This window comes from Sphingomonas colocasiae, from assembly GCF_019880585.1.
In the GTDB taxonomy this organism is placed as follows: Bacteria; Pseudomonadota; Alphaproteobacteria; order Sphingomonadales; family Sphingomonadaceae; genus Sphingobium_A; species Sphingobium_A colocasiae.
The window spans coordinates 413,464-433,896 of record NZ_JAINVV010000004.1; the positions used below are offsets into that span (position 1 = coordinate 413,464).

At 65.7% G+C, this 20,433-nt stretch carries 22 protein-coding genes; 9 read left to right on the top strand and 13 right to left on the bottom strand.

The genetic code is table 11. The features are described 5' to 3' along the window. Positions 1-155: 155 nt before the first annotated feature. The 4 genes from K7G82_RS08420 to K7G82_RS08435 all read right to left on the bottom strand — a co-directional run bounded on the left by K7G82_RS08420 (position 156) and on the right by K7G82_RS08435 (position 3,503). Positions 156-446, bottom strand: a complete 291-nt coding sequence (locus K7G82_RS08420; protein ID WP_222989407.1) for a GIY-YIG nuclease family protein — start codon at positions 444-446, stop codon at positions 156-158. 70 nt (positions 447-516) lie between these two features. Beyond that, entirely contained in the window at positions 517-873 is a 357-nt protein-coding gene (clpS, locus tag K7G82_RS08425) for an ATP-dependent Clp protease adapter ClpS (protein WP_425517252.1), read from the bottom strand. Between the two features lie 146 nt (positions 874-1,019). Continuing rightward, positions 1,020-1,613 (bottom strand): phasin family protein, encoded by a 594-nt coding sequence (locus K7G82_RS08430; RefSeq protein ID WP_222989408.1) that lies wholly within the window; start codon positions 1,611-1,613, stop codon positions 1,020-1,022. Positions 1,614-1,754: 141 nt separating this feature from the next. Beyond that, positions 1,755-3,503, bottom strand: a complete 1,749-nt coding sequence (locus tag K7G82_RS08435) for a PHA/PHB synthase family protein (RefSeq protein WP_222989409.1) — start codon at positions 3,501-3,503, stop codon at positions 1,755-1,757. Between the two features lie 173 nt (positions 3,504-3,676). Between K7G82_RS08435 and K7G82_RS08440 the strand changes: the two genes are divergently transcribed. The 6 genes from K7G82_RS08440 to K7G82_RS08465 all read left to right on the top strand — a co-directional run bounded on the left by K7G82_RS08440 (position 3,677) and on the right by K7G82_RS08465 (position 10,402). Next, positions 3,677-5,842, top strand: coding sequence for a TonB-dependent receptor (locus tag K7G82_RS08440; RefSeq protein WP_222989410.1), 2,166 nt, complete (start codon positions 3,677-3,679; stop codon positions 5,840-5,842). A gap of 1 nt (position 5,843) precedes the next feature. Further along, a complete protein-coding gene (locus K7G82_RS08445) occupies positions 5,844-6,923 on the top strand; it encodes a PepSY-associated TM helix domain-containing protein (RefSeq protein ID WP_222989411.1) in 1,080 nt (359 codons plus the stop codon). Positions 6,924-6,990: 67 nt separating this feature from the next. Continuing rightward, the gene (locus K7G82_RS08450) at positions 6,991-8,196 is read left to right on the top strand and encodes an LL-diaminopimelate aminotransferase (protein ID WP_222989412.1); all 1,206 of its coding nucleotides are present in this window, start codon (positions 6,991-6,993) and stop codon (positions 8,194-8,196) included. A gap of 5 nt (positions 8,197-8,201) precedes the next feature. Further along, positions 8,202-9,173, top strand: a complete 972-nt coding sequence (locus K7G82_RS08455) for a DUF1176 domain-containing protein (RefSeq protein ID WP_222989413.1) — start codon at positions 8,202-8,204, stop codon at positions 9,171-9,173. Positions 9,174-9,357: 184 nt separating this feature from the next. After that, positions 9,358-9,840, top strand: a complete 483-nt coding sequence (locus K7G82_RS08460; protein ID WP_246623381.1) for an acyl-CoA thioesterase — start codon at positions 9,358-9,360, stop codon at positions 9,838-9,840. A 49-nt stretch (positions 9,841-9,889) separates the two neighbouring features. Further along, the gene (locus tag K7G82_RS08465; RefSeq protein ID WP_222990225.1) at positions 9,890-10,402 is read left to right on the top strand and encodes a sterol desaturase family protein; all 513 of its coding nucleotides are present in this window, start codon (positions 9,890-9,892) and stop codon (positions 10,400-10,402) included. Between the two features lie 198 nt (positions 10,403-10,600). Here K7G82_RS08465 and K7G82_RS08470 read toward each other — a convergent pair whose 3' ends face one another. The 4 genes from K7G82_RS08470 to K7G82_RS08485 are packed head-to-tail and all read right to left on the bottom strand — an operon-like array spanning position 10,601 to position 12,987. Further along, positions 10,601-11,551, bottom strand: a complete 951-nt coding sequence (locus K7G82_RS08470; RefSeq protein WP_222989414.1) for a phytoene/squalene synthase family protein — start codon at positions 11,549-11,551, stop codon at positions 10,601-10,603. 17 nt (positions 11,552-11,568) lie between these two features. Then, positions 11,569-12,009, bottom strand: coding sequence for a DUF3617 domain-containing protein (locus K7G82_RS08475; RefSeq protein WP_222989415.1), 441 nt, complete (start codon positions 12,007-12,009; stop codon positions 11,569-11,571). After that, complete coding sequence (locus tag K7G82_RS08480) at positions 12,006-12,401, bottom strand: VOC family protein (RefSeq protein ID WP_222989416.1); 396 nt, start codon at positions 12,399-12,401, stop codon at positions 12,006-12,008. The genes K7G82_RS08475 and K7G82_RS08480 overlap by 4 nt, the downstream gene beginning before the upstream one ends. 22 nt (positions 12,402-12,423) lie before the next feature. Continuing rightward, on the bottom strand, positions 12,424-12,987 hold the full coding sequence (locus K7G82_RS08485) for a DUF3617 domain-containing protein (RefSeq protein ID WP_222989417.1): 564 nt from the start codon (positions 12,985-12,987) through the stop codon (positions 12,424-12,426). A gap of 81 nt (positions 12,988-13,068) precedes the next feature. On the opposite strand from K7G82_RS08485, the gene uvrB reads away from it, so the two are divergent. After that, positions 13,069-15,255 (top strand): excinuclease ABC subunit UvrB, encoded by a 2,187-nt coding sequence (uvrB, locus tag K7G82_RS08490; protein WP_222989418.1) that lies wholly within the window; start codon positions 13,069-13,071, stop codon positions 15,253-15,255. Positions 15,256-15,828: 573 nt separating this feature from the next. On the opposite strand, the gene pip is transcribed toward uvrB, so the two are convergent. Next, entirely contained in the window at positions 15,829-16,779 is a 951-nt protein-coding gene (pip, locus tag K7G82_RS08495; protein ID WP_222989419.1) for a prolyl aminopeptidase, read from the bottom strand. Between the two features lie 104 nt (positions 16,780-16,883). On the opposite strand from pip, the gene K7G82_RS08500 reads away from it, so the two are divergent. Continuing rightward, positions 16,884-17,354 carry a hypothetical protein gene (locus K7G82_RS08500; protein ID WP_222989420.1) on the top strand — a complete coding sequence of 157 codons (471 nt, stop codon included), beginning with the start codon at positions 16,884-16,886 and terminating at the stop codon, positions 17,352-17,354. 257 nt (positions 17,355-17,611) lie between these two features. Here K7G82_RS08500 and K7G82_RS08505 read toward each other — a convergent pair whose 3' ends face one another. From K7G82_RS08505 to K7G82_RS08520, 4 genes are all read right to left on the bottom strand, one after another. Then, entirely contained in the window at positions 17,612-17,899 is a 288-nt protein-coding gene (locus K7G82_RS08505) for a hypothetical protein (RefSeq protein ID WP_222989421.1), read from the bottom strand. 108 nt (positions 17,900-18,007) lie between these two features. Next, positions 18,008-18,514: a nuclear transport factor 2 family protein gene (locus tag K7G82_RS08510; protein WP_222989422.1), complete on the bottom strand. Its 507-nt coding sequence runs from the start codon at positions 18,512-18,514 to the stop codon at positions 18,008-18,010. Between the two features lie 65 nt (positions 18,515-18,579). Continuing rightward, positions 18,580-18,837 (bottom strand): YjhX family toxin, encoded by a 258-nt coding sequence (locus K7G82_RS08515; RefSeq protein WP_222989423.1) that lies wholly within the window; start codon positions 18,835-18,837, stop codon positions 18,580-18,582. Between the two features lie 363 nt (positions 18,838-19,200). Beyond that, positions 19,201-19,620: a globin domain-containing protein gene (locus tag K7G82_RS08520; RefSeq protein ID WP_222989424.1), complete on the bottom strand. Its 420-nt coding sequence runs from the start codon at positions 19,618-19,620 to the stop codon at positions 19,201-19,203. 55 nt (positions 19,621-19,675) lie between these two features. Here K7G82_RS08520 and K7G82_RS08525 point away from each other — a divergent pair, with 55 nt between their 5' ends. Continuing rightward, complete coding sequence (locus K7G82_RS08525; RefSeq protein WP_343228544.1) at positions 19,676-20,077, top strand: DUF1905 domain-containing protein; 402 nt, start codon at positions 19,676-19,678, stop codon at positions 20,075-20,077. The last annotated feature ends 356 nt before the right edge of the window (positions 20,078-20,433 follow it).

Genomic DNA, 20,433 nt, shown 5'->3' on the forward strand with positions numbered 1-20,433 from the left:
GAGCTGGTTGGGAGATGCCAGCTTTCGCTGGCATGACGCGACAGTAAAGAATGGGCGTCACCCCAGCCCTTCGACTGCCTGCAAGCAGGCGCTCAGGACAGGCCTCGCCTTTGGCGAGGGCTGGGGTCTGCCGGACAGAGGGCGCGATTTCATGCTCAGGCGTTCAACCTGAGATACAGATCGTCCCAATCCGGGTTCTGCGTCTCGATCAGACGGATCTTCCATTCCCGCTGCCAGGCCTTGATCGCCTTCTCGCGGAGGATGGCGGTCTCGATCTCGTCATGGCGTTCCATATAGACCAGGCGGGTCAGCCCATAGCGTCGGCAGAAGCCCGATCCCTGTCCTGTCCGATGCTGGGTGGCGCGGGCCGCGATGTCTGCGGTCACGCCGGTATAGAGCACGCCGTTCGGCCGGTTGGTCATGATATAGACCCAGCCGCCGCGCATCGTTCAGGTCAGTGCGCGCTGGTTGGGAGATGCCAGCCTTCGCTGGCATGACGTGAAGGAGGGGCCACCCCTATGCCTTCTCCAGCGTGCATTGCAGCGGGTGCTGATTCTGCCGGGCGAAGTCTGTGACTTGCGTGACCTTGGTTTCCGCCACTTCGTAGCTGAAGATGCCGCAGACGCCGACGCCCTTCTGGTGGACGTGCAGCATCACGCGAGTCGCGTCCTCGATGCTCATGCGGAAGAAGCGCTGCAGGCAGAGGACGACGAATTCCATCGGCGTATAATCGTCGTTGAGCATCAGCACCTTGTAGGGCGTCGGCTTCTTGGTGCGCGCGCGGGTGCGCGTCGCGACGCCCAGGCCGGTGCCCTCGTCCTCGCCGCCCTTGCGGCCGGCCATCATGGGCGGAAGATGTTTCTCGTCACGCATAAGCGCAGAATATGGCAAGCGCGGCCGCGCGGGCAAGGGGCAATACGGCGGGTCCGGCGTCCGCGCGATGAAAATCGTGCGGCGCGGATACAAGAACGGCCGCCCCCGAAGGGACGGCCGTTCTTCACTCTACACGACTGTCGCTATCAGGCAGCGGTCTTGAACTTCTCGGCCGCGACCGCGATGCGGTTCGACAGCGGCTGGAACACGTCGCCGGCCAGCTTCAGCGAAGCTTCGGTGTTCTTCGAGGTCTGCGCGACGAACGAGTCGAACGCCGACTTCGCATAGTCGCTCTGCAGCTTGAAGAAATCGGTCGGCGACTTGGCGGCGGCGAAGCTCTTCAGCGCGGCCTGGGCCGATTCGAAATTCTTGCGGCCCACTTCGGCGGCGTCCTGGCCCAGCGTCTCGAGGCCCTGCGCGGCGACCTTGGCCGAAGCGACGAACGCTTCGAGGTTGCCCTTCTGGAAGTCCGCCAGGTCCTCGGCGATCTTCTGGCTCTTCTCGACGGCGGCCTTGGCGCGGTCGTTCAGGTCGGCGAACACGGCCTGCGCCTGGTTGGTGGCTTCGGTCGCGGCCTTCTTGACGGTTTCGGTCACTTTCGCGGTGTCGGTCATCTTGGTCGTTCCTTTCTCTGCTGCGGCCGGCTTCGCTGCCGTCCGCGTCGTTTTCACGGTCTTGGCCGGGGCTGGCTTCGCGGCCGGATCGGCCTTGTTGCCAGTGGCGTTCACGGTGGCGCTCATACTGCGGTCCTGCTTATGTTGCGCTGCACAATATAGTGCGCCGCAGCCAATTGCAAGCTTTTTTGTGCAGTGCAGCAAAAGCGTCACGCGAGCGGCACGGAACCGTCACACGCGCAGAGAAATCCTTGTATTACTGGGGCATTACCGGGATTTGACGTAGCTCCCCGGTGCGTCCTCGATCGCCTTCAGCTTGCCCTTGCCGGGCACGCGCCCCCCGGTGGCGGAAACCTTGTCGCCATCCTGGTTGGACAGCCAGGCGATCCAGTCCGGCCACCAGCTTCCCGGCGTCTCCTTCGCGGCGGCGAGGAAATCGGTGAGCGTCGCCGCCGGCGCCTCGCTGGTCCAATATTGGTATTTGCCCGCGCTGGGCGGATTGACCACGCCCGCGATATGCCCCGATCCGGCCAGCACGAAGCGGATCGGGCCGGCGAAATGGTCGTTGATCTTCCAAACGCTTTCCAGGGGCGCGATATGGTCCTCGCGGCCCGCCTGCACATAGGCGGGCGTCTTCACCGCGCGCAGGTCGATCGGCGTGCCGTCCACGCTGATCGCGCCGGGCACCGCCAGCTTGTTGTCGCGGTACAGGTCGGTCAGATAGGCCTTGTGCCATTTGGCGGGCAGGTTGGTGGTGTCGCCGTTCCAGTGAAGCAGGTCGAACGGCGCGTAATCCTGCCCCAGCAGATAGTTGTTCTGCACATAGTTCCAGATCAGGTCGCGCCCGCGCAGCAGGTTGAAGGTGGCGGCCATGTAGCGCCCGTCCAGATAGCCATCGCCCGAAAGGCTCTCGACCAGCTTCAACTGCTCGTCATCGACGAACAGGTTCAGCTCTCCGGCCTTGGCGAAATCGACCTGCGCGGTGAAGAAGGTGGCGGATTTCACCTTCTTCGCCTCGCCGCGCGCGGCGAGCAGCGCCAGCGTCGCCGCCAGCGTGGTGCCCGCGACGCAATAGCCGATCGTGTGCACGGTCTTGACGTCAAGCAGGTCGCGCACCGTATCGATCGCGTCGATCTGGCCGCGCACGATATAATCGTCCCAGGTCACGTCCTTCATGCTCGCGTCCGCCGATTTCCACGAGACGACGAACACGCTCAGCCCCTGCGACACCGCCCAGCGGATGAAGCTCTTCTCGGGATTGAGGTCGAGGATGTAATAGCGGTTGATCCAGGGCGGAAAGATCAGCAGCGGCGTGCGGTGGACCTCGGTGGTCTGCGGCGCATATTGGATAAGCTGGTAGAGCGGCGTTTCCTTCACCACCTTGCCCGGCGTCGTCGCGATGTTGCGGCCCAGTTCATAGGCGTCGGGCTGGCTGTGGGTGAGCTGGCCCCGGCTGATGTCGCGCAGCATGTGGGTCAGGCCCTTGAGCAGATTCTCGCCGCGCGTCTCGATCGTCTTCTCGATCACCAGCGGGTTGGTGAAGGCGAAGTTGCTCGGGCTCATCGCGTCGACGAAGCCCTGCGTCGCGAAACGGATCTGTTCCTTCTGCTTGGGATCCACGCCGTCGATCCCGTCTACGCTCCTGATCAGGTGATCGGCGATCAGCAGATAGCTTTGCCGGATCAGGTCGAACATCGGATTGTCGCGCCATTGCGGCGCGGAGAAGCGCCGGTCCCTGGTCAGGCGCGGATCGGGGGCGGGGGCGGGGGCGCTCGTCGGATCGACGAAGCGTTGCCATAATTTGACGCTCTCGCTCCAGAAATCGGATTGCGCCTGGGTGATGGCGTCAAGGCCGGTGAAGGGCAGGCTGTCGATCGGCGGCGGCTGGGCCGCGGCCTGCTGCATCCGGTCGATCCCGAATTCCAGCAGCATCTGCTGCGCTCTTCCCATCACCCAAGTCCAGCGCTGCATATCCTCCAGCGTCGGCGGCGTGATGGTCGTGCCCGTCTCGGTCATCGGCGATCCCTCCCCACAGAGTCGGCGCAGCGTAAAGCCTGCCCCGCCAAGCCGCAACGGCCTGGCCGGCCACAGGTTCCGCGCATGGCCCCTTCGGCACGGATATGCTATTGCGAGTGTATTGCAATATGCAGAGCGCTCCCCTAGCAGCGCCGCCCAAAGGGAGTCCGTCGATGAAATCTTTCGTCCTTGCAGCACTTGCCGCGTCCACATCGCTCGCGGCGCCCGCCTGGGCGCAGGCCGGGCCGGCCGAAAGCGAAGCGGCGGATGCCGCGCCCGCCGATATCGTCATCACCGCCGCGCGCACCGCGCTGCCCGCCAACGCGCTGCCGCTGACGATCGACGTGATCGACAAGGCGGCGCTGGATCAGCAGATCGCGATCTCGGGCTCGGTCACCGACGCGGTCTCGACGCTCACGCCCTCCTTCTCGCCGACGCGGCAGAAGCTGTCGGGATCGGGCGAGTCGCTGCGCGGGCGCTCGCCGCTTTATGCGATCAACGGCATCCCGCAATCGACGCCGCTGCGCGACGGCAGCCGCGACGGCTTCACCATCGACGGTTTCTTCGTCGATCGGGTGGAACTGATCTACGGCTCGAACGCGCTGCAGGGCGTGGGCGGCACCGGCGGCATCGTCAACCAGGTGACGGTGGGCGCACCGCGCAAGGAAGGGCTGGGCGGTCGCGTGCTGCTCCAGGGGACTGCCGATAACGGTTTCAGCGGCGACGGCATCGGCGGCAAGGCGGCCGGGCTCATTCAGTACAAGGCGGGCGATTTCGATGCGACCGTGGGGGCCGCCTACGAACGGCGCGGCGCCTTTTACGACGGCCAGGATCGCCGCATCGGCCTCAACCTCACCCAGGGCGAGACGCAGGATTCGAAGACGCTCTCGCTGTTCGGCCGCTTCGGCTATGCGCTGTCCTCCAGTGCCCGGCTCGACCTGATCGCCAGCCGTTACGAACTGGAGGGTGATGGCGACTATGTCGCGATCCCCGGCAATCGGCTGACAGGCATGCCGACCAGCGCGATCCGCGGCACCCCGCCGGGCGTGCCCGCAGCCAATCGCACAGAGAGCCTGGCGCTCTCGCTCACCGACAGCGATCTGGGCGGCGGCAACCTCGTCACTCAGATCTTCTTCAATCGCAGCCGCGACACATTTGGCGGAGAGATCGCGCCGATCGCCACGTTCCAGGATCCGAAGATCGATCCCACCGGCAAGCTGTTCGATCAGTCGCAGAACCGCTCGCGCAAGCTGGGCGCCAAGTTCAGCTACGAACGCGCCATGCCGGGCTTCGAGAACCTGACCGCGACGATCGGCTTCGACGCGCTGGTCGACAAGACCGAACAGCGGCTGATCGCCACCAACCGCGTCTGGGTGCCGCCCAGCGATTTTCGCAGCCTTGCGCCGTTCGGCCAGCTCAACCTGGCGCTGTTCGACAAGAAGCTGCGCCTGGCGGGCGGCGCGCGCTGGGAGAATGTGCAGATCAAGATCGACGATTTCACGACGCTGGCGAGCGCGGGATCGACCTTCGTTTCGGGCGGCAGCCCCAAATTCGACGATGTGCTGCTGAACGGCGGCGTGATCCTGGAGCCCTGGGACGGCATCCGCGCCTATGCCAGCTATGCCGAAGGCTTCACCGTGCCCGATATCGGCCGCATCACCCGCGCGGTGAACCGGCCCGGGCAGGATATCGACACCTTCCTGGATATCGCGCCGATCATCTCGAACAATCGCGAGATCGGGGTGGAGGTGAAGCGCGGGCCGCTTGATGCCAGCGCCACCTATTTCTGGTCGTCGAGCGACAAGGGCCAGTTGCTGATCGCCCGGCCGGGCGGCATTTTCGACGTGCAGCGCCAGCGCGTCGAAATCCAGGGGCTGGAGGTCAACCTGGCCGTCCGCCTGCCGATCGACGGGCTGCGCGTGTCGGCGGGTTATGCCCATCTGCTGGGCCGCTACGACAGCGATTCGGCCAATCCCGACGGCGTGGTCGATACCGATCTGGACGGCACCAACATCTCGCCCGATCGCCTCAACCTGTCCGCCAGCTATGCGCGCGGGCCGCTCAGCGCGATCGTGCAGACGCAGTTCTTCCTGTCGCGCAGCTTCCACGGCAAGGCGAATCCGGACCAGCGCAACAATTTCGAGGGCTATAACCTGACCGACGCCAGCATCCGCTATCAGACGCGGTTCGGCGGGCTGAGCCTGAGCGTGCAGAATCTGTTCGACAAATTCTATATCGACTATAGCAGCGACACGCGGCTCGCGGCGGAAAACCCCGTCCTCGCCTATTTCGCGGGCCGTGGACGCACCTTCACGCTCGGCTGGGATTATCGCTTCTAGGATGAAGACGCTCGACTTTCTCCATCGCTGGACCGGTGGCCTGATCGGGCTGGTGCTGGCGCTGCTGGGGCTGTCGGGCGCGATCCTCGTCCACAAGGACGCGTGGGTGATGCTGCCCCATGCGGGCGATGCGCTGGCGGCGGAGACCGAAACCGTCGCCGCCACCGTCACGCGCCTGATGGCCGATCCGGCGGCGCGGCCGCAAAGCATCAATTTCGCGAGCGAGACGTTCGGGCTGCACCGCCTGTCGCTGGGCAAGGATGCCGGCGCCTATGCCGATCAGGCGGGCAATGTCGTCGCGACCTGGCAAAGCCAGTGGGAACGGCCGGAGATCTGGCTGTTCGATTTCCACCACCACCTGTTCGCCGGCGACACGGGGGAGACGGTGGCGGGCATCGCCGGCATCGCCGGGCTGTTCTTCGTGCTGAGCGGCATCATCCTGTGGTGGCGCACGCGCAAGACCTTCGAGTTCCGCCTGTGGCCGCGCCGGATGAGCCGGCCGGCGATCGTCCGCCAGCATCGCGATCTGGGGATCATCGTCGCGCCCTTGCTGCTGCTCTCGCTCTATACCGGGCTCACCATGATCTTCCGCCCGATGACGATGCTGGTGCTCGGCCCTTCGGCCCCGTCCGCGATCGGGGCCGGGCTGAAGCCGCCGCCGCCGCTGAAGGCCGAACTCGCCGACACGATCGACTGGGCGGCGATCGTCCGTCAGGCGCGCCAGCGCTTTCCCGACGCGCAATTCCGCATCCTCTCGCTGCCGCGCGGGGACAGCGGGCTGATCAGCCTCAGGATGAAGCAGCCCGCCGAATGGCTGCCCAATGGCCGCACCACGCTCTATTTCGCGGCCGATAGCGGGCGTCTGGTCGCCGCGCGCGACGCGCTGGCGCTGCCCGCCACCGTCCGGGGCTTCAACATGCTGTTCCCGCTGCACGCGGCGAAGGTGGGGGGATTGCCCTGGCGGCTGGTGATGACGGTTTCCGGCCTGGCGCTGGCGCTGCTCGGCAGCCTGGCGGTGTGGAGCTTCTGGTTCCGCCGCAACCGTCCCATGCCCGCGCGGCGGCCCGCGACCGCCAATTAGGCTTCGACATCAGACGCCCGAAAGCGTAGGAAACCGGCTCCAAAAACCTCCAATCGGAATGGGAGCCATGACCGAAGACTTCTACCGCATCAAGCGACTGCCGCCCTATGTTATCGCCGAAGTGAATGCGATGCGGGCAGCAGCACGTGCGGCAGGAGACGACATCATCGATCTCGGCATGGGCAATCCCGATCTGCCCCCGCCCGAACATGTGATCGAGAAGATGTGCGAAGTGGCGCGCAATCCCAAGGCGCACGGCTATTCCGCGTCCAAGGGCATTCCCGGCCTCCGCAAGGCGCAGGCCAATTATTACGGGCGTCGTTTCGGGGTCGATCTGGATCCCGACAGCGAAGTGGTGGTCACGCTGGGTTCGAAGGAAGGGCTCGCCAATCTGGCGCAGGCGATCACCGCGCCGGGCGACGTCGTGCTCGCGCCCAATCCGAGCTATCCGATCCACACGTTCGGCTTCATCATCGCGGGCGCCAGCATCCGTTCGGTGCCGACCACGCCCGACGAGCATTATTTCGAATCGCTCGAACGCGCGGTGAAGTTCATGGTGCCCAAGCCCTCGGTGCTGGTGATGGGCTATCCCTCCAACCCGACCGCCGAGGTCGTCGATCTCGCCTTCTACGAACGCGTCGTCGCCTTCGCCAAGGAACATGGCCTGTGGGTGCTGTCGGACCTCGCCTATAGCGAGATCTATTTCGACGATTGCCCGACGCCGTCGATCCTGCAGGTGCCCGGCGCGAAGGATGTCGCGGTCGAATTCACCTCCATGTCGAAAACCTATTCGATGGCGGGCTGGCGCATGGGCTTCGCGGTCGGCAACAAGACGCTGATCTCCGCGCTCACCCGCGTCAAATCCTATCTCGATTACGGCGCCTTCACGCCGATCCAGGCGGCGGCGGTCGCGGCGATCAACGGGCCGCAGGACATCGTCGAGAAGAACCGCCAGCTCTACAAGCATCGCCGCGACGTGCTCGTCGAAAGCTTCGGCCGGGCGGGCTGGGATATTCCGCCGCCGCGCGCGTCGATGTTCGCCTGGGCGCCGCTGCCGCCCGCGCTCGCGCATCTCGGCAGCCTGGAATTCTCCAAGCAGTTGCTCACCCATGCGGGCGTCGCGGTGGCGCCGGGCGTCGGCTATGGCGAGGATGGCGAAGGCTTTGTCCGCATCGCGATGGTGGAGAATGAGCATCGCATCCGCCAGGCGGCGCGCAACGTGCGCAAATATCTCCAGAGCATGGGCGTGAACACGCCGGCCAAGGCGGGCTGACGCGCATGGCTGGGGCGCTGCTGCTGCTTGCCGCCGCCACCGCGCCCCAGCCCACCACGCTCGAAACCTTTCAGGACTGGATCGTCGGCTGCGACAATGGCCGCGCGTGCCAGGCCGTCGCGCTGATGCCCGAATCCGAACTGGAGGGCGCGACGCTGGTGCTGACGCGCGGCCCCGCCGCCGCCTCCCTGCCCGAAATCACGGTCACCGTGCCGGACAAGGGCCGCGCGCTGGGCGTGGGCAAGCGCCCCGTCCCGTTCTCGACCACCGGCGCGGTCGCCGCGAAGGACGTGCCGGCGATCCTCGACGCGCTGCGGCGCGATGCGTCGCTGCCCGTGCTCGACATGGCGGGCACGCGCGTCGCGTCGATCTCGCTGGCGGGCGCGAGCGCGGCCTTGCTCTATATCGACGACCGGCAGAAACGCGTCGGCACGACCAGCGCGCTGGTGCGCAAGGGCGCCGCCGCCGCGGTGCCGCCGCCGCCGGCCGTGCCCGTCATCGTCCGCCCCGCCGCCACCGCCGCGCCGCCGCGCACCTTGTCGCAGGCCGATGCCGCGCGGCAGCTCGGCGATATCGGCTGCGAGGTCGATCCCGACGCGCTGGAGCCCGATGCGGTGCGCCTGGACGCCGCGCACAGCCTGGCGCTGGTGATGCAGCCCTGCGGCAACGGCGCCTATAATTATTTCGGCGCGGCGCTGATCGTCGACGAACAGGGGAAAGCGGCCCCCGCCGAATTCGATTCCAGCCCCGGCATGGGCGACGACACGCATTCGCTCGTCAATCCGGCCTGGAACGACAGGACCGGCCAGCTCGAAACCTATGCCAAGGGCAGGGGCCTGGGCGATTGCGGGGTGACGAGCAGCTTCGCCTGGGACGGCCGCCGCTTCCGCCTCGCCGCGCGGGCGGAGATGGGCGAATGCCGGGGCAGCGTCGATTATATCCCCACCTGGCGCGCGACGGTGCAGGACGCGCGATAGGACTGGAACGGTCGAGCGAGACCTGCCTCGCGCACTGCATCGGAACGCACGCCAACCTCCACCCCCATCGTTCGGGCTGAGCCTGTCGAAGCCCTGTCTTGCCTTGGCACCGCAACAGAAGGACCAGGGGTCGGCAGGCTCCGCCCGAACGGCGGGCTGTTGGCGGCGGGTTGATGGCGGCGGGTTGAGCCAGGCCCGAACGGATCCGGCACCGGCACTTGAAAGCCGCGCGGCGCTCGGCCATTGCCGTGGCATGGCCCGTTCCGACTATCCCTTCTCGCACCGCTTCCGCGTCCGTTATTCGGAGGTCGATCCCCAATCGGTCGTCTTCAACTCGCGCTATCTCGAATATGCCGATCTCGTGCTGACCGAATATTGGCGCAAGGCCGGGATCAACGCGGCGGCGGGGGGCGAGTTCGATTGCCATGTCGTCCGCGCCGTCGTCGAATATCGCAAGCCGATCCGCGCCGATGAGGAGGTGGACGGGCTGATGCGGCTGGTGCGGATCGGCAACAGCAGCATCAGCTTCGCGATCGCGCTGCACGGCGCCGATGCGGAGGATCTGCGCGCCGAGATCGAGCTGGTCTATGTCCATGTCGATCTGGGCGACGGCAAGCCGCGCACGATCCCGCCCGCCGTCCGCGCCGCGTTCGAGGCGACGATATAAGCATATTCCCCGGCATGACAGGCCGGGGTGCGATGCCTATATGCCAGCCATGCACTGGGCGCTCGGCATTCTCCTCTTCCTCGCCACCATCGTCGCGATGGAGGGCTTCGCCTATGTCGCGCATCGCTGGGTGATGCATGGGCCGGGCTGGTTCCTCCACGAAAGCCATCACCGTCCGCGCACCGGCAATTGGGAGCTGAACGATCTCTACGCCGTGATCTTCGCCATGCCCTCGATCCTGCTGATCCTGGGCGGCGTCCAGCTCGGCTGGGGCGATTGGGCGACCTGGGTGGGCGCGGGGATCGCCGGCTATGGCGCGATCTATTTCGGTTTCCACGACGTGATCGTCCACAAGCGGATCGACCACCGCTATGTTCCGCGTTCCGACTATATGAAGAGGATCGTCCAGGCGCACCGGCTCCACCATGTCGTCGAGACGAAGGAAGGCACGGTCAGCTTCGGTTTCCTCTGGGCGCCCAGGCCGGAGGTGCTGAAGGCGGAGCTCAAGCGCCGCGAACGGGCAGGGGTGCGCGCGCCGGCCGGGACTGCTGCTGACGGCTGAAGCCGGGGCTTCCGATCATCCCGTCATCGCATTCGCGATGTCCTGTACCGTTCGGGCCGAGCGTGTCGGGACGAAGTCGGCCATGGGCCAACCCCTGTCCCTTCCGGGCGCGGCGCCGAAGAAGAAGAACAGGACTTCGACAAGCTCAGTCCAAACGGATTTGACTGACGCGCTGATAATGACGTCAGCGCCTTCCGCTCATCCTGTAGCTGGCCTCGTCCAAAGCCCGTCGCGCTTCACCGCCGCGCCGTGCGTGCCGCGAGCCTGAAAATAAGCCCGCATCACCCAAGCCAGCTTGGCGCCCTTGCCGGTCACGGCGCGCCGGTCCCAGGCATGGGCGCCGCGCGCGCGGACGGTGCGCGCGATATCGCCATAGATGCCCGCCGCCGCCAGCACCGCCCAGCGCGCGCGGAAGGGCAATCTGGCCGCGCCGGTCCGCGCCGACGCCTCATGCGCCTCCGCCCGGTCCGCCAGCCGCGCGGCGATGGCCGCCAGCGCGTCGCGGTGGCGCGGGTCCATCTGCTCGCCCGGCGCGATGCCGAATTCGGTAAGCCAGTCGCGCGGCAGATAGCAGCGGCCGGCGGCGGCGTCCTCCGCCACGTCGCGCGCGATATTGGCGAGCTGGAAGGCGAGGCCGAGGTCGCAGGCGCGGTCCAGCGTGTCACCGTCCTCGGGATCGACGCCCATCACGATCGCCATCATCACGCCGACGGCGCCCGCGACATGATAGCAATAGGTGAGCAGGTCATTCTCGTCGCGCGGCCGCCAGTCGGCGGCGTCCAGCGCGAAGCCCTGCACCAGATCGCGCGGCAGGGCGGGGGGAATGCGGCATTCGGCGGCGACGATCCGCAGCGCGTCGAACGCGGGATCGCCGATCACCTCGCCCGCCAGCGCGCGTTCGGTTCGCGCGGAGATCAGCGCCAGCCGTTCGGCGGGATCGTCGACCACGCCCATCGTGCCGCCATGATCCTGCCCGTCGGCCAGATCGTCGCAGCGCCGGCACCAGGCATAGAGCAGCCAGGCGCGTTCGCGCGTCGGCCGGTCGAACAGCCGGCTGGCCAACGCGAAGCTCTGCGATCCGCGCGCGATGCTTTCGCCCGCGGTCGCGACGATCGCGTCACGGGTGGGAAGAGGGTTGGAAGCGTGCATGATTGCTGGAGTGGACGTTAGCAGCGATGCGTGAGCTTGCCGCTGCTCGTCGTCTCGATCCGCATCGGCTTGCCGTTGCGCGTGCCCGTGCTCACGCTGCGCAACTCGTAGCTGGTCGCGGTGAAGCTGCCCGTGCTCGTCACCGTCATCGGCACGCCCAGCTTCCTGTCGGTGCAGGTGGCGACGCTCGCGATCTGGCCATTGGCCATGCTGAACCGGCGCGGCGTGCATTCCATATCCTCGCCGCGCAACACCATGCCCGGATTGTTCGCCGCATCATTCGGCGACAGGCAGGTGCGATACTGTTTCGGCCGTCCCTTCGGGATCAGGAAGCCCGGAATGCCGGGAATGGTCGCGCTGTGGATCGTCATGCTGTGCGTCCACCCGCCCGGCTGGACCGGGCCGGGCGCGGCGCCGCCGAGCATCAATATCAGCGGCGCCGCGGCGGCAAGCCTCATGCCGCCGCCGGGCCGATGCGAAAGGCGCAGAGCTTGTTGCCGTCGAGATCGCGGAAATAGGCGCCGTAAAAGGCCTGGTCGCCATCATCGCCGCGCACGCCGGGGCCGCCCTCGCAACTGCCGCCCAGCGCCAGCGCCTTGGCATGGAGTGCGTCCACCTTGGCGCGCTCGTCCATGGCCACGGCGATCATCACGCCATTGCCGACGGTCGCGGGTTTGCCGTCATAGGTCGGGCCGACGCCGAACATCGGCCGGCCCCAGTCCGACCCCCAGGCCGCGCCGCCATTGGGGAAATTCATCAGCCGGCCGATGCCGACTTCCGCGAACAGCGCGTCGTAAAAGGCATGCGCCTTGTCCAGGTCGTTGGTGCCGACCAGCGTGTATCCGATCATCGTCTCTCTCCCTTGTTGGTTGTTATTTGCAGTCGCCGACGCGCTTGGACGTCATGCGCATCGTCATCTCCACCTTGCCGGGCATGCCGGCGCCGTTGGTCGTGCTGGTCATCGTCATGTCGAGCAATTCGGGGTTGATCGTGCCGGTCATCGTCGCCTCCAGCGTGCCCTGCTGTCCGCGCGTGCAGGTCATCTTGCCGTCGATCTTGCCGCCCGTGAAGCTGAAGCGTTCATAGGTGCATTCGCCGCCCTGGCCCTTCTTGATGAATTCGCTCGGGTCGCGCTCCGCTTCCTCCGGCGTCACGCAGGATTTGCTGCTGTTGTTGGCCTGCGCCATCGATTGCTGCAGCGCTTCCTTCATCTGGGGCGGCGCATCGGGCATGTCGAACTTCACGATCTGCACGCTGGTTTCCCATTCGCCCGGCTTCATCTTCGGCGCGCTCTTCATCTCTTCCGCGACCTGTTCGATCGACTTGGGCTTGCCGGCCTCCGCCGCATTGGCCTGGCCGTTGGCGCCGCCGTCGTTCGATTTTCCGCAGGCGGCGAGCGCCAGCGCGGGCAGAACGAGGAGCATCAGATGTTTCATGGAAATCCTTTCGGCAGGGAAGGGTGAAGATTGGTCGTCCCGTGTTGCGCCAGCCGCGACCATCACCCATATCCCTCTGCCATGGCAATCCAAATCCGCACCACGCTCGACGAGCCGGAAACGGGTCAGTCATTCGTTCCGCACCGGCCGGAGCGCCCGCCCAAGGCCGAGGGGGGGAAGAAATTCCGTATCGTTTCGGATTACGAGCCGGCGGGCGACCAGCCGACCGCGATCGCCGAGCTGACCGAACAGGCGCTCGCCGGCGAGCGTGATCAGGTGCTGCTGGGCGTCACCGGATCGGGCAAGACCTTCACCATGGCGAAGGTGGTGGAGACGCTGCAGCGCCCGGCGCTGGTGCTTGCCCCCAACAAGATCCTGGCGGCGCAGCTCTATGGCGAGTTCAAGAGCTTCTTTCCCGACAATGCGGTCGAATATTTCGTCAGCTATTACGATTATTACCAGCCCGAGGCCTATGTGCCCCGGTCGGATACGTACATCGAGAAGGAAAGCTCGGTGAACGAGGCGATCGACCGGATGCGCCATTCGGCGACGCGCGCGCTGCTGGAACGCGACGATGTGCTGATCGTCGCTTCGGTCTCGTGCCTGTACGGCATCGGATCGGTCGAGACCTATTCGGCGATGATCTTCGACCTGAAAAAGGGCCAGACGGTCGACCAGCGCGAGATCATCCGCAAGCTGGTGGCGCTCCAGTACAAGCGCAACGACGCGGCTTTCGCGCGCGGCAATTTCCGGGTGCGCGGCGACAGCCTCGAGATCTTCCCCTCGCACTATGAGGATACGGCGTGGCGCGTCGCCTTTTTCGGCGACGAGATCGAGGAGATCGTCGAGTTCGATCCGCTGACCGGCCGCAAGGTCGCCAGCCTCGACTATGTTCGCGTCTATGCCAACAGCCATTATGTGACGCCCGGCCCGACGCTCAAACAGGCGATGGAGGCGATCCGCTTCGAATTGACCGAGCGGCTGAAGGAACTGGTCGCCGAAGGCCGGTTGCTGGAGGCGCAGCGGCTGGAGCAGCGAACCAATTTCGACCTGGAGATGATCGCGGCGACGGGAAGCTGCGCGGGCATCGAGAATTACAGCCGCTTCCTGACCGGCCGCCTGCCGGGCGAACCGCCGCCGACCCTGTTCGAATATCTGCCGGAAAACGCGCTTCTGTTCGTCGATGAAAGCCACCAGACGATCGGCCAAGTCAACGGCATGTCGCGCGGAGACCATCGGCGCAAGCTCACGCTCGCCGAATATGGCTTCCGCCTGCCGTCCGCGATCGACAACCGCCCGCTGCGCTTCAACGAATGGGACGTGATGCGTCCCCAGACCGTCTATGTCTCGGCGACGCCGGGCGGGTGGGAGATGGAGCAGACCGGCGGCGTGTTCAGCGAGCAGGTGATCCGCCCCACGGGGCTGATCGATCCGCCGGTGGAGATCCGTCCGGTCGAGGATCAGGTGGACGACCTGATCAACGAATGCCGGCAGACCGCGGCCAGGGGCTATCGCACGCTCGTCACCACGCTGACCAAGCGCATGGCGGAGGACCTGACCGAATATATGCACGAGGCGGGGCTGAAGGTCCGCTACATGCATTCGGATACCGAGACGCTGGAACGCATCGAACTGATCCGCGATCTCCGGCTCGGCGTCTACGACGTGCTCGTCGGCATCAACCTGCTGCGCGAGGGGCTCGACATTCCCGAATGCGGGCTGGTGGCGATCCTCGATGCCGACAAGGAAGGGTTCCTGCGTTCGGAAACCTCGCTGATCCAGACCATCGGCCGCGCGGCGCGCAACGTGGACGGCCGCGTGATCCTTTATGCCGATCGCATGACCGGATCGATGGAGCGCGCGCTCAACGAGACCAGCCGCCGCCGCGAAAAGCAGATGGCGTATAATGTGGAGCACGGCATCACGCCGGCGTCGGTGCGCAAGAATATCGGCGACATCATCGCCCATGTCGCGAGCCGCGATCAGGTGACGGTGGAGATCGACGAGGAACGGCCGCACATGGTCGGCCACAATCTGCGCGCCTATATCGAGGAACTGGAAGCCAAGATGCGCAAGGCCGCCGCGGACCTGGAGTTCGAGGAAGCCGGGCGCCTGCGCGACGAGATCCGCGCGCTCGAACGCGAAGAGCTGGGCCTGCCCGAAGGGGAGCACAAGGCGCCGGTCATGGGCCGCAGCAACGAAGGCAAGCCCGGCACCCGCAAGACGCGCTTCGGCAAGACCCAGCGGAAATTCGGGGGAAAAAGATAGGGGGCGCTATTTTGACCTCCTTTACCGTGTCATTCCCGCGAACGCGCGTTGATGTCCGGGATTTGTTTGCCGAAGTTCCGCGAGCGCTCCGTAAACTGGACGAAAGTGCCTGGGATTGCGTTGTCGAGACATGATCTTGCCGTCGCAGCCGAACCTCTCCTCCCTGTCGAAGATGGGGAGGGAGTGGCGGGTTGGATTGCCCCCGGCAATCCAAGATCGTGCCGGGGGCACGATCGACCCGATACTCACCGACCGCAGGTCGGTGGTGGAGGGGAAGATGCGATGGATCATTCCCTGCCGTAGCCGACGGAAATCCTGAAAGAATCCGCTTCGAACATCGTGCGGGGCGGAGGCATCCCATTTCCCCTCCACCACGCCGCTTCGCGCCGCGGTCCCCCTCCCCATGCTGCGCGTAGGGAGGAGAATTCTTGCCGTCTCGCACTCCGAATGAAATCCCGGACAGGAATGCGCGAACGCGGGAATCCGGTAGCTCAGCTTTGTCCTGAAGAGGCGGTGCAACTGGATTCCCGCGATCGCGGGAATGACATGGCGAAGTTATCCGGGCGCTGCTCTCTACGCCGCGAACCCGTCGGTCGCCCGGATCAGGCGATCGAGAATGCCCGGTTCGTTGAACGCGTGGCCCGCGCCCTCGATCAGATGAAACTCCGCCTCGGGCCAGGCCTTGTGCAGGCGCCAGGCGGTGTCGGCGGGGCAGGCCATGTCGTAGCGGCCATGGACGATCACGCCGGGGATGCCCCTCAGCTTGCCGGCATCGCGGATGAGCTGATCATCCTCCAGCCAGCCCAGATGCGAGAAGAAGTGATTCTCGATCCGCGCGAAGGCGAGCGCGAAATCGTCTGCCTCGAAGGAATCGGAGAGGTCGGGATCGGGGAGCAGGGTCACCGTCTGGCCTTCCCACAGGCTCCATGCCTTGGCGGCCGCGATCCGTGCGACGGGATCGTCGCCCGTCAGCCGCTTGCGATAGGCCGTGACCATGTCGCCGCGTTCGTCCTCGGGAATCGGCGCCAGGAAGCGTTCCCATTTGTCGGGATGGATCAGCGAGGCGCCGTGCTGATAATACCAGTCGATCTCCGCCCTGGTGAGCGTGAAGATGCCGCGCAGCACGAGTTCGGACACGCGGTCGGGATGCGTTTCGGCATAGGCGAGCGCCAGCGTCGATCCCCAGGATCCGCCGAAGACCTGCCATGTGTCGACGCCCGCCATCTCGCGCAGCCGCTCGATATCGGCGACCAGATCCCAGGTGGTGTTGGCGTTCAGGCCCGCATGCGGCGTCGATCGGCCGCAGCCGCGCTGGTCGAACAGCAATACGTCATAGCGCGCCGGATCGAAAAGCTGGCGATGCACCGGCGCGAATCCGCCGCCCGGTCCGCCATGCAGGAAGATTGCGGGCTTGGCTCCCGGCGTGCCGCTGCGTTCCCAATAGAGGCTGTGGCCGTCGCCCACGTCGAGATGGCCGGAGGCATAGGCGCCGATGGGCGGGTAAGGCGTGCGGAGCGTGGTCATGCGCATTCACTGGCGCAGGCCGCCGGGCTGTGCAAGCCTGTCGGGAACCGATGAAGGCCGGTCTTTGTTGATGGTCCGAGTCGGACGGGAGAAGGGACCGGATCGTGAAAGGGGAAAGCGCCGGACGCATCCTGATCGCCGCGTGCGCGGTGACGATCGTCGGCGCGCTGGCGGGTGCCGGCCTGGGCAGTTTCGCAGCGGGCGGCGTTCCCCTCCGGATCGCCGAGCGTGACGATGGCGACCAGCCGCTTGGCCGGCCGGAGGCGATGATCGCCGATCGGGCGGAGACCGCTTATACGGGCCCGCCGCCGATCATTCCCACCGTCTGCGAGGGATGCGGCCCGAGCCTTCAGGAACGCAAGGCGATGGCGCGGGATCGCGCGATCGAGGCGGAGATGGCGCGCAACGAAGCCCTGTTGCGGCGCGGTTATGCGGAAGATGCGCGGTTCGACGCCGAAATGGCGGCGCCGGCGATCGAACGCGCGGGCGATCCGGCGGCGGTGTCGGCGCCGATCGCCTTCAGGCTGACCGGCGCGAGCGCGACGCTGGCGGAAGCCGCCGACGCGCCGCGCTGATCGTCGGCCGCCGGGAGGTCAGCGACGCCCCAGCGCATCCTCGACGCTCAATGTGATGAGGACGGTCGCGAACAGCACGATCATCGTGCCGAACAGCAGGGGGATATGGTTGCCGATGAACCCGATCATGTCTCGCTCCTTCATGTGATGAAGGAATGATGCGGCATGATGGGCGGAAGATATTTGATCCCGGTCAAAATCGCGATGTGGTGTCCGATGCGAAACGCCCCGGCGCCAAGGGCGCCGGGGCGTCTGCTTCACCAGCCGCGATAGTGGCGGCGGCCGTTCTGCCAGTAATAATAGCGTCCACGGCTGTCGCGGCGATAGTCGCGACGGGCCTCGCGAAGATCGCGGCGGAGGTCGCGGCGCGCTTCCCGCACGTCGCGGCGGCTGTCGGCACGGCGCATGTCGCGGTGATAGTCGCGATAGGCGTCGCGAACGTCCTCGCGATATTCGCGGCGATCGCGCCACGACTGCGCTTCGGCGCTGGCGGGTACGGACAGGCCGATGGCGGCCAGGCTGGCTGCAATGATCAGAGTACGCATGATCCTGCTCCTTCTCTACGCGTTCCAGACTTTAGGAACGACCCAACATGCGCGATGTTGCGTGAACCGGAAACTACGTGCCGTTCATCGGGCGGACAGCCATGGCGATCATTTCACCGCTTCATGCGCATAACTCAGGATTCTGGCGATCTTCCAGGCGCCGCCCTCCTTTTTCCAGAGCTGGGTGAAATGCGCCCGGCCGACCAGTTTTTCGGGTCCGTCGCCCTTGCGTTCGTAGAAGACATGTTCGCCGTCCTCGATCGCGCCATAGCCGGGCACGGGATCGACCCTTAGCGTATCCGCGACCAGTTCGCGGCGCGATCGCCAGGCGTCCGGTGCCTTTCGCGCTTCGCAGGTCTTGGCATATTGCGCGACGAAGGGCGCCGCCGATCGCGCCACCACGCCCTGCTTGTCGTGATAGAATTCCAGATCGTCGGTCAGCATGCCGGCAACGGCCTGCGGATCGCAGCCTTCGAAGAAGATCCGGAAGAATTCGGCGTCGCGCGCCGTGATTTCGGCGCGCAGCCCCGGATCGGGCGTTGCTGCCTGTGCATGACCGGCCGACAGCAGGGCGGCGGCGAGAATGCCCGACAGGGACAGGAAGTGAAGCGGCATCGATCGGGGCTCCATGTGTATTAGCAAAATAATACACGTGGAGCCCTTACGGTCAATTCGCGCCGTCAGCGATTGTCGAGCTGCGCGCGCACCGCGCCCAGCCCAAGCCGCGTGATGCGATAGGGCTGGCCGCCCATGCTGGCGATCAGCCGCCGACGCTTCAGCCGGCGGAAGACGCCAAGATTGCAGTCCGAAAGCAGCCAGCCGTCGCGCGTGAAGCATTCCACCGCGACGATGCGGCCGTCTTCATCGCGGCGATGCGCGATGCGACCGCCCTGCGCCAGCGCGTGCAGCACGCGCTGTTCGTATTTCGAGATATTCATGCGGGAAAAAAGACCCATCCTTCTGGACGTGATCTCCAATCCGTTCTGGCTGAGCTTCGAAAAGTTCAGGGCAAGCGAATGAGAGGCGTCCGGTCAAAGGGCGCGAACGTCCGCTGGCGGAGGCGCGAAGCCCCGCCATCGCATTCGCGCGGCCGACGGCGCCGCCGGGTTCGTGAACCCGGCCCCGTCGATCAGCGGGCGACAATCTCCGACATGAACCACTCCGAAAGTGCGGACGGGCCCTATAGCAAGTCTTGATGCGCTTGTCTCATCAGCATCTTCAGGATCGCGCCTGGTGGATCGTATCCGACAAAAGCATCCGCTTTTGACGGAGGTCCGATCCACTGAGCCGTGGTCAGACTGCTAGAGCATATCCGGTGCCGGCTGCGAAGCCGGGCGGCTGATCATCGCATGCGCCATTTGCGCGAGCCGCGCGACCATGGCTTCGCCCAGCCTGGGATCGATCCCAGGCTGCGCCGCAACCGCGCGCGCCATCGCCTGCACCCACTGGCCGGCGATCGCAGGCGTGACGGCAAGGCCGCGATGGAGCGACATGACGCAGGCATTGCGCGCCATCCAGGCCTGGCTCGGTCCGCCCAGCCAGGCGGTCAGGAACTGCTCCAGCCCTTCCGCCACCGGCCCCAGATCGGCAGCATGCATCGCGCGCAGCGGCGCATAGTCCGTCTCTTCGTCCATCAGCGCATAAAAGCGTGAGACGATCGCCGACACCGCGGGCGCGCCGCCGATCGCCTCATAGGGAAGGATAGGGGCGGGATCGGCCATGTTCTGCTCCATGACGGTGCGGCATGGCATGATGGCGGCCGTCTGGATTTGATCGGTGTCAAATCAGCGGCCCGGAACGATCCTGCCGCCCGCTTGCGCGCTCGCCCCGTTTCTGGGATCGCTGATCTCCATGAGCGATGGCGAGACACTGGTTTTCGAGGCGGTTCTGTGGCGCTGGACCCCGCAGCCGCCGGCCAAGGCGAGCTGGTATTTCGTGACCCTGACCGGCGATGCCGCCGATCTGGTGCGGATGCGGTCCTTCGAGCGCCGCGCCGCCGGCCAGTCGCGCGGCTTCGGATCGGTTCCGGTGCGCGCGACGATCGGGGGGAGCGACTTCGCGACCTCACTGTTCCCGCACAGGGAAAGCGACGGCTATCTGCTGCCGATCAAGGCCGAGGTGCGGCGGCGCGAGGATATCGGGGAAGGGGATGAGGTGAGGGTGACGCTTTGGCTGTGAATGGAGTGCACTAAGTATTTGAAACCAGATGGCATTCACCCGTTGGGCGAATGCCATCTGAATCATTTAGGTAGTGTGACAGGCGTTGCTACAGAAATAGCAGCCGTTCGATTGCCAGTAGTACGCTTTTGCTGCTGCGACTGCCGGCGGACACGAAGGAAAATCGCCTAGGTAAATTCGATTTTCGAGTTGAGGCATGAAAGCGCATCCATAGGCATGCACTTCGTGGTCACCGTTGGGTTGGGCATTTTTGTTAACGTAATACGATGCCATGTTCGGCACTCCGGCGGCGGTTGCAAAAAATGCGCTTCGGAGCGTATGACCCGTTTATCGGTCGCTGGGCATACGTCCTCGAC

What these genes read in the sequence shown, in the direction of transcription:
- K7G82_RS08480 (WP_222989416.1), bottom strand. Translation starts at nt 12,401, where the DNA reads ATGATCGGATACACGCTGGTCGGCACCAACGACCTGGACAAGGCGCAT.
- K7G82_RS08475 (WP_222989415.1), bottom strand. Translation starts at nt 12,009, where the DNA reads ATGAGGCTTGCCGCCGCGGCGCCGCTGATATTGATGCTCGGCGGCGCC.
- K7G82_RS08465 (WP_222990225.1), top strand. Translation starts at nt 9,890, where the DNA reads ATGCACTGGGCGCTCGGCATTCTCCTCTTCCTCGCCACCATCGTCGCG.
- uvrB (WP_222989418.1), top strand. Translation starts at nt 13,069, where the DNA reads ATGGCAATCCAAATCCGCACCACGCTCGACGAGCCGGAAACGGGTCAG.
- K7G82_RS08515 (WP_222989423.1), bottom strand. Translation starts at nt 18,837, where the DNA reads ATGAATATCTCGAAATACGAACAGCGCGTGCTGCACGCGCTGGCGCAG.
- K7G82_RS08455 (WP_222989413.1), top strand. Translation starts at nt 8,202, where the DNA reads ATGGCTGGGGCGCTGCTGCTGCTTGCCGCCGCCACCGCGCCCCAGCCC.
- K7G82_RS08445 (WP_222989411.1), top strand. Translation starts at nt 5,844, where the DNA reads ATGAAGACGCTCGACTTTCTCCATCGCTGGACCGGTGGCCTGATCGGG.
- K7G82_RS08435 (WP_222989409.1), bottom strand. Translation starts at nt 3,503, where the DNA reads ATGACCGAGACGGGCACGACCATCACGCCGCCGACGCTGGAGGATATG.
- K7G82_RS08520 (WP_222989424.1), bottom strand. Translation starts at nt 19,620, where the DNA reads ATGGCCGATCCCGCCCCTATCCTTCCCTATGAGGCGATCGGCGGCGCG.
- K7G82_RS08510 (WP_222989422.1), bottom strand. Translation starts at nt 18,514, where the DNA reads ATGCCGCTTCACTTCCTGTCCCTGTCGGGCATTCTCGCCGCCGCCCTG.
- K7G82_RS08485 (WP_222989417.1), bottom strand. Translation starts at nt 12,987, where the DNA reads ATGAAACATCTGATGCTCCTCGTTCTGCCCGCGCTGGCGCTCGCCGCC.
- K7G82_RS08420 (WP_222989407.1), bottom strand. Translation starts at nt 446, where the DNA reads ATGCGCGGCGGCTGGGTCTATATCATGACCAACCGGCCGAACGGCGTG.
- pip (WP_222989419.1), bottom strand. Translation starts at nt 16,779, where the DNA reads ATGACCACGCTCCGCACGCCTTACCCGCCCATCGGCGCCTATGCCTCC.
- K7G82_RS08430 (WP_222989408.1), bottom strand. Translation starts at nt 1,613, where the DNA reads ATGAGCGCCACCGTGAACGCCACTGGCAACAAGGCCGATCCGGCCGCG.
- K7G82_RS08450 (WP_222989412.1), top strand. Translation starts at nt 6,991, where the DNA reads ATGACCGAAGACTTCTACCGCATCAAGCGACTGCCGCCCTATGTTATC.
- K7G82_RS08440 (WP_222989410.1), top strand. Translation starts at nt 3,677, where the DNA reads ATGAAATCTTTCGTCCTTGCAGCACTTGCCGCGTCCACATCGCTCGCG.
- K7G82_RS08505 (WP_222989421.1), bottom strand. Translation starts at nt 17,899, where the DNA reads ATGCGTACTCTGATCATTGCAGCCAGCCTGGCCGCCATCGGCCTGTCC.
- clpS (WP_425517252.1), bottom strand. Translation starts at nt 873, where the DNA reads ATGCGTGACGAGAAACATCTTCCGCCCATGATGGCCGGCCGCAAGGGC.
- K7G82_RS08470 (WP_222989414.1), bottom strand. Translation starts at nt 11,551, where the DNA reads ATGCACGCTTCCAACCCTCTTCCCACCCGTGACGCGATCGTCGCGACC.